Source organism: Streptomyces pathocidini (assembly GCF_001418495.1).
GTDB lineage: Bacteria > Actinomycetota > Actinomycetes > Streptomycetales > Streptomycetaceae > Streptomyces > Streptomyces pathocidini.
The window spans coordinates 1-7,709 of the sequence record NZ_LIQY01000375.1 but is presented as its reverse complement, the minus strand read 5'-3'; the positions used below and the strand labels follow the sequence as shown (position 1 = coordinate 7,709).

Annotated in this window: 3 protein-coding genes; all 3 read left to right on the top strand. The window is 64.0% G+C overall.

Annotated features, from left to right (window positions below; all coding sequences use genetic code 11):
* On the top strand, positions 1–423 hold a 423-nt coding region (locus tag AOK16_RS17860; protein ID WP_205627717.1), incomplete at its 5' end, for a hypothetical protein.
* 2,405 nt (positions 424–2,828) lie between these two features.
* On the top strand, positions 2,829–6,029 hold the full coding sequence (locus AOK16_RS27240) for a DNA topoisomerase 2-like domain-containing protein (protein WP_055473237.1): 3,201 nt from the start codon (positions 2,829–2,831) through the stop codon (positions 6,027–6,029).
* Positions 6,030–6,433: 404 nt separating this feature from the next.
* A partial coding sequence (locus AOK16_RS26600; RefSeq protein WP_169790908.1) for a poly(ADP-ribose) polymerase family protein occupies positions 6,434–7,709 on the top strand: 1,276 nt, incomplete at its 3' end.

Below are 7,709 nucleotides of genomic sequence, written 5' to 3'. Positions count from 1 at the left end.
GCCGCCGCGACCGCCGCGGCTGGACCGTCCGGCGGAGTCAACCCGCCGTGGGCCCGGCCGGGACAGACCGTGTGGCTCAGCGACAGCGGGCGCTGCGAGCCGGGCCGGGGAGCTACGGCGCACTCCGGCGCGTTCGGCACGGTCCGGCTGAAGCCGGGCAGGCCCGGCGGCGGCGAACTGGCAGGCGGCGCCAAGGTGTTCTGGCACGCCCGGGGCAAGTACGAGGTCACCATCCGGTGCGGTGACGGCAAGCGGCTCGTCGACTGGCTGAAAGTCGGCGCCACCAAGGGCTCGCACACCGGCGAGGGCGGGGCCTTCGCGGGGATGAACACCGTCGAACTCGGTGGCGGCGCCGCGCTCGTCGCCCTCGCACTCGGCGGCGGGGCGGTGGCCCTGCGCCGCCGGATGAGGGAGGCGCGATGACCCTCCCCAGCACGATCCGCCAGGGCTCCGCGGCGAAAGAGATATGGAAAGAAATCCCCCCACCCGACATATGACCTCAAGGGGCGCCCCGCTCGACGGGGCGCCCCTTGGCGTCTCCGGTCCTGGAACTGAGAAAAGGTTGATGCAATCTAGACTTTATTCCGCTGTGGGGGCGAAGGGGCTGAATTTAGGCTACGTGATGATGCGTCATGCCCAGATCCGGTTCGGACCGGGTCGCGGCGTGCCGCGGTTCCGGCGATGCAGGCGGCAACAGAGCTCAATGGGCGCCAGTGGACCAGGTTTTTGTCAAGTATTTTCCAGGGGAAAAATGCCAAAGCATCGAAAACCGCGCAATGCTGCCAGGGATTCCTCGAGAGGGGTGAAAGTGGGGGTTGCCGCGGCCGCAGCCACGGGGATTCTCGCGATAGCAGCCTCGGCTTGGACCCCTGATGGCAGAGAAAAGGGAGCACCTTCCCATCAGGCGCAACCCAAGAAGAAATACAACGCCATACCCGAGATCGACAACGGAGGCGGGAAGGTTGCCGATGCCATCCCGTCCATGGCCGGTCAGTCTGTCGAGCCAAATCCGGGCCCCATCAGTCAGGACCCTAAGAGTCAGCGATCCGGAAGCGATGCGCCCGATGCGGGGCGACTGCCACTGGTAGAGCCGGGAGCGGACGCTCGGGAACGAGGAGCCGGCCGGACCGAGGGCGGTTTCGCGCCACCTGCCGTCGATGGGGCGGGGGCATCATCAAACACCCCGTACGACACGACCGTCCCGTACGAGCAGCCGCCGCTTTCCGTCCTGGAGGCGCCGTCGCAGGCCTCATCGTCTGTCACCGAGACCAGGACCGAGACCGAGACTGCGAACAAGGCCGAGAGCGAGGCCGTCGGCCCGGCCACGTTCACCGAGGCCCGTCCAAGGGTCCAGGAGCGGTCGTCCCTGGGCGTGGCAGACCACTCCACGGAATCGAAAAACCTCCCGAGGCAAAGTGAAGCCGCACCACCGGAAGCGCGGTCATTCGACAGCGCGTCACCGGAGCGCGAGCCCGCCTCCGGCCCCGCCCTGACGGAGGCGGCCATGCAGCGGCAGAGCACCTCCGCGAGCGGGCCGGCCGTGCGCACTCCGCAGTCGCCCCCGCAGGCGCAACAGGGCTGGCAACCGAAGGTCGGGGAAGCCGAGTTGGGCTGGTCGGCGGGTCTTGACGATGGGTACAGCAGGACAGGCAGCCCTGGTGAGTGCTGCGACCCCTCGACGCAGAGTGCGCCCGGGGCCGCTGCCGGAATCGCGGGCTGGACGGCAGCAGGGGCCACCGGTTCGGAGGCCGAGGTGTCGGAAGCTCCCCAATTCCTGGGGGCGGAGAAGTCCGAGGCGGATCGAGCGGAAGCCGAGCAGCCAGGGTCGGAGCGCACCGCATCAGGTCGTCCGGAAGTGGACGAGCCGCGTCCGGACGAGTCAGGGGTCGAGGAGCTGCGACCGGACGGGCCGGGGAGCGAGGAGCTGCGACCGGACGGGCCGGGGAGCGAGGAGCTGCGACCGGACGAGCCAGGCGGCGAGGAGTCCGTGGCGCAGCAGTCGGGCGTGGAGGAGTCCGGAGGAGAGCGATCGGTGCCGCGGGAATCCGTGGCGGAGCCGGAAACAGCCGAGACCTGGTCTGGCGATGGCTCTCAGGTACAGCAAGGGGCGAGCGGCGCGCCTTGGCCGGGGGAGGCGATGGAGACGTCCCTATCCACTGAGTCACCCTCACCCCTGTTGACGGACGGAGCCGTTGAGCTCGCCACGCCGACCGAGACGGACGGGGCGACCCATGCGGGAGCGCTCGCCGAGGCAAGTGGGCCGGACCATGGATTCCCCGGCCAGGACGGGGTGGCTGAAACCGAACAACCCCAGGAGTCCGCTCCCGAGGTTGTGACCGATCTCGATGGAAGCCTGTCGTAGAAGACGACTCCGGTACCGGGACGGCCATGGCATTCGCCATGGCCGTCCTGTCTTTTCCTCGGACACCGGATTTCCTGTCGCGGGTCGTCTCGCTCCATGAACGCCCGGTAATGGTTTGTGCATATCTGAGCGAGTTGCGGGTGTCGGCATTGACATGCCTCTTGTCGCATTGCAGGGATTCTTGCGGCATGGAAAAAGGTTGAGCCCCTTATAGTCTTTGGTTGCCGTCGATTGCCAAATGCGATCCATTAGGGTCTTGTCAAGATTCAATACGGGATTGGCCTGGGTGAATGAGGAATCTCATGCCGAAGTCGATGGGCGGCTGGTGGAGAATCCTGATTCTGTGCGAGCTGCTTGCACGGTGGCCGGTTCCGTCGTACCGCCCCACTACCTCTGGACGGAAATGTCGAAGCATCGGAAACCGCGCAATAGTGCAGTCACCAGCCCGAGGAGCGTCAGAATCGGGGTGACCGTTGCGGCGGCGGCAGGTATTTTCGCAAGCACCCCCTCCGCCTGGGCTGCGGTCGGCGGTAACGAGGGCCAGACATCCCAGGTGCCTTTCGGCAGGGACGCCGTCGCCCAGGAGCTGAGGGGGAATCTCCAGAAGCTTGAGGCGGCACTGGGCAACCCGGATGTGGTCCAGCAGCTGGGCAGAGACGAAATCGTCAGGGGCAAGGAGACGTTTGAGCGGCGGTTGGATGAGCGACTGGCCATCCTCCGTGAGCAGCCGAACCTGTCTCCCGAGCTTCAGCGGCTCAATCCGAAGAAGGTAGCGCTGCCAGTTGTCGGCTCCTCCGGAAAGAAAGGGGTGTACGAGTCCGTCTGGACTTATGAGGTCCACCCCGGAATTCGTGTGGCGGGTGTCTACAACGTTGCCGAACGCGGCGCCTTTGACCTGGTCAACCGCACACCGGACCCCGTACCCGATACCGAACTCCTGAAGTTCATCAAGGATACTGAACAGAACATAGCCTATCTGAAGTCCAATGGCAGCTCCGGGGCTCTCATAGATTTCTTCGGCAAGAACAGGTTCGTGAAGAGACAGGACGGTTCCGAAGTCCGCCTGAAGACAGCCGATGGGGCGGAGACTCTAGAGGACGGTGTTGTTATCGGGCCGACCCGTCAAGAGAAAGTCGAGGTGGTGAAGGGAGGCGTGCGCGAGACGGTGGAATTCGGCAGGCCCAAGGCCGGAGCCCTTTACCCCGCTGCAGCACAGGATCGCATCACGGGCAGCCCGTCCCTCGTCCAGTACGACGCCCGTAGCGTGACGAACATCCGTACCGGAGAGAAGGGGGAGGAGTTCCACCTCTGGCCCGCCGATGCTCTCGGCCATGAACTCACCCATTCCGCGCATCACAACTCCGGAACCAGCTATGGCGAGGAGGGGTTGAGGTACACGACGGGCAACGGCCTCATGGACAAGCTGCGGGGCAAGTCCGGAAAAACATACGCCGTTCCCTACGAGGAGTTGTTTACGCACTCCGATCCGGAAGCCCGGAAGATCGCCGCCGAGACAGAGGGAGTGAGTGAACGGGTCACTCGCAAGGTCGGCGGAAAAACCATCACCCTGGCGCTGGGTCCCGCGGAGCGGGACGCGCGCGTGAAACTCCGTGAACGGGTCGCCCAGGAGCCGGATTTGCAATCGGTGCTCGAGGCCAGAGAGAGCATACTCGGCCTCGGGGAATCCCAGTACTTGAGGGACTCCGGTCGTGCCCCCAGGCCGCAGTACAGAGGCCCCGAGGGCGCCTCTGCGGCGGACAAGTGGATCTACCGGAACTACAAGGTGGCATCCAACGTCGATCTCTCACGGCTTCCGGCGGACTACAAGACGATCGAGGACGCGGAACGAGCAGGCGATATCGCGGAGATCACCCCGCCGTCTGGTTGTTCCCATGGCTCCCTGGTGTGTGCCAACCCATCCGAAGCGGAAACAACGGAGTTCCGGGAAGCAAGTCCCGAGAGCATTGGTGTTGAGCATGACGAGATCAGGCCGCTGGGAGGTAGCAGTCTGGAAGAGGAGGCCGAGCGAGCTGCGGGAAAGCAGGTTGAGGAGATCTTCGGCGATCTCGCGGCCAGGCATGCATTGAGCACAACCGTACGCGACGGTCAGAAGATCTCCGCCCTTTCGCCGTCTGACATCCATGCTCGGATCCAGCAGTACAACCGGCTTTCGCCGGAGGTGAAGGCCAAGATCCGGGGAACACTGAAATCAGCCGGCAGCGTTGGGGGCAAGGCGCTGGGGGCCGCTGGTGCCACGCTCTGGGCGAAGGGCGTGTACGACTCCTTCGCTAATGACACCACGACCCTGGACAAGGCCGCGGCCATCACGTCCATAGTTCCCTTCGCGGGGTGCGGTACGCAGGCCGGGTCCGACGCCGATCACGGGCGGTTCAACGCTGATGACCTGACCGAGTGCCTGGCGGGTGACGCACTGCTGCAGACCCCGCTGTGGCCGGCTGGGCTTGCGACCCACGGAGCCCGCTACTTCAACGCCGAGTGGCAGGAAGCCCAGATCCCTTCGCTGGATGCGTTCAAGAAGGCCCGCGACGAGGGATGGGCCAAGGAGCTCGAGAACTTCCGCGCCAACGGCTTTCCGCAGCTGGTGAAGTCCGCAACCGAGACGGAGCGTCAGCAACTGGAGGCCGAGAAGGCGCTGATCCTGCACAACTCTGCCGAGCGAATCGCGAAGATCGAGCGCAGTGACCGTTCCCCCCTGGCAAAGCGACTGCTCAGGTTCTCGGCCGAACGAGAGGTGACCGAACAACTGAAGGAACTTGCCCCAAAGGTACGCAAGCAGTATGACACGGAGCTCCGCAACATACTGGTGGAGCGGGCGAAGCAGTACAACGAGGACTTCATCAAGCAGCGGATTGATATCGACCAATGGAAGGACGAGTCCTGGCAGGCCACCCTTCGCGGCCCGAGCCAATCCCGCGAAGACCGGCGGGAGTATCTGGACAAGCTCGTCCAACGCCTCCGTGACTCCGATCAGTTGCCCTCGATTCCGGATGCCAAGACCTTCGATCAGGAAATCGAGAAGACCCGCGGCGTTCATGCCGAGGCAGATGGCCTGTCAGCGTCCGAGCCGAACGGGACGCCGCAGTCGGACAAGCCGGACGCGCCGCCGGAAGCTGCGGCTCAGCAGGAAGAGGAGCAGAACACCGGGCTTGGGCTGGGGGATGCTCCGGTGGAAGACAAGCCGTCAGCTGACGTCCTGGTGGAAGACAAGCCGGTGACTGATGTCCCGGTGGAAGAGCCGGCGGCCGGTGCCCCGGTGGAGGATCAGCCGTCGGTCGATACCTCGGCGCAGGATCAGCCGGTGACTGGTGCGCCGGTGGAAGACAAGCCGGTGGCCGATGTTCCGGTGGAAGACAAGCCGGCGGCCGGTGCCCCGATGCAAGACAAGCCGGTGACCGATACGCCGGTGTACGACCAGCTGATGGCCGAGCGGGAACAGCAGAACGGGACAGTGGATTCCGCCAAGTCCTCAGAGGAACTGCCAGAAGCCGCCCAGGAGCCAGTGGCGGACGGGCTTGAAGGAGAGCACTCCGACACAGTCGCGCCGGTGACTGACGGCGTTTCGACGGAAGAGTCGCAGAACGAGATTCGATCGTCTTCGCCTGCCGAGCAGGAACCGGCCCCGTCGGTTTCGCGGCCGGACTACTGATGCGGGCGCGACCAGGCCGCCCCCGACGAATCCGAGCACGTGACTGACCGTACGGCCGTACAGGAATCCGTCCCTGCGACTGACTCGGAGCAGGGAGCCGGAGAGTAACCAGACCCTCGACATCGGGGCACCCGTGGCGCGATCGCCACGGGTGCCCCGATCTGCTGCGCCCGAGCATCTTTACCACCATCTGACGGCAAGTCATCTGACGCTACGTTAGTTTGATGGAGTGTCAACTTCTCCCGCAGCCGCTTTCCTTTGCCTCTCTCAGTGCGCCCGCGCCCTCGTCAGGATCGAAGTGGCCATGGGGCCAGTGGTTGGCCCCAGCGAACCTGCGAAACTGGAGCTGAACGATGAAGCACAGGAAGCCGCGCCTCAGCAAACACCGAGTTATGACAACGGCCATGGCATCAGCTGTGGTTCTCTCCGTCACCGGCATCGAAGCGGCGTACGCTTTCCCGAGCCAGTCCGAGGGCGGGAGCGGCGGGCAGGCGAACGGCTTGCCGGCGATGGCAGCTGGAACCCAGAATGATGGCTACCGTGTGCGCTCCAACGTGAAGATTGTCGGTTATCACGGCGCCAAGTACGGAGACGGGCAGAAGATCCTGGGCGGCGGGCTGAAGCGGTCGACCGAGGGACTTGCCGGTAATGATAACGCTGACTGGAAAGCCTTCTATGTCGCAGAGCGGAAAAGTCAGGCCTTCGAGTACGTCAGTCGATTCCCTGAAGATGTCACGGCCCCTGGAAGTAAAGCCAGCATTGGCCAGGTGGTCAAGGTGGACATATCCGGCGTACAGGTCATAGAAACGGAAGAAAGCGATTCGGATGTTGTCGCGCGAAACCTCCGAGAAAAGTTCAAAATTCCCGCCGATGAACCTCTTCTGGATTTTCTGGGGAAGAATAATTACGTCCTCAGAATGCCTGACGGTGCGGGACGTCATGAAATTATCGTGCCGTGGTCCGTTGCTGAGGGTGCATCGGAGAAGGTGAAAGTAGAGACAAGTCCGGTTTCCTTTCCGGATGGAAAGGGAGGGCAAATATGGGAGCGGCAGGCCGAGGGCAGCAGAGCGATCGGCCGACTGGAGGATGAAAAGCGGGACTGGGAGGCACTACTCGAAAGTGAGGAAAGCGAGCTGGATTCGAGCCACACATCGATTGTCGACCTGTGCCAGTCAGGGGGTACGAGGGCCAAGCGCTCCATCGATGCATGTGGTACAGGGCGGCAGGATGGCGGATTCTCCTCGGAAGGGAGGGAAGGTGCTGTAACCAAGGAGGACTTGAAGGGGGATCCGCAAAAAGTTGTCGAGTTGAACCGTTCGCGAATCGCCAGACACGGCGCGGATGTGGATTATGTGACGTCGCTTGACGCCCTGGCGGCCAATCCGAAGGCGGTTCTGATTCCGCTGCGCAATTCGAGCCAGACCCTGGACGCCGCGCTGGGGAAAAGCCATCTGACGGTGGATGAATTCGATCGGTTCTCGGCGGAGCTGACCCAGTCCTTCGGCCGGGACCTGCAGGCAGTCGAGAATCTGAGCACCAGTGAGAAGCTGTTGTCGAGCATCGGAAAGGGGGCCCGGGCGGGTGGGGAAGGCCTATTGAAGGTCGTGCCCTTCGCGGGTGTCGCAGCGAGCTCGGCGGCGTTGGCCGAGGACCTCAAGTCAGGCGAGAACGGGGATGCGC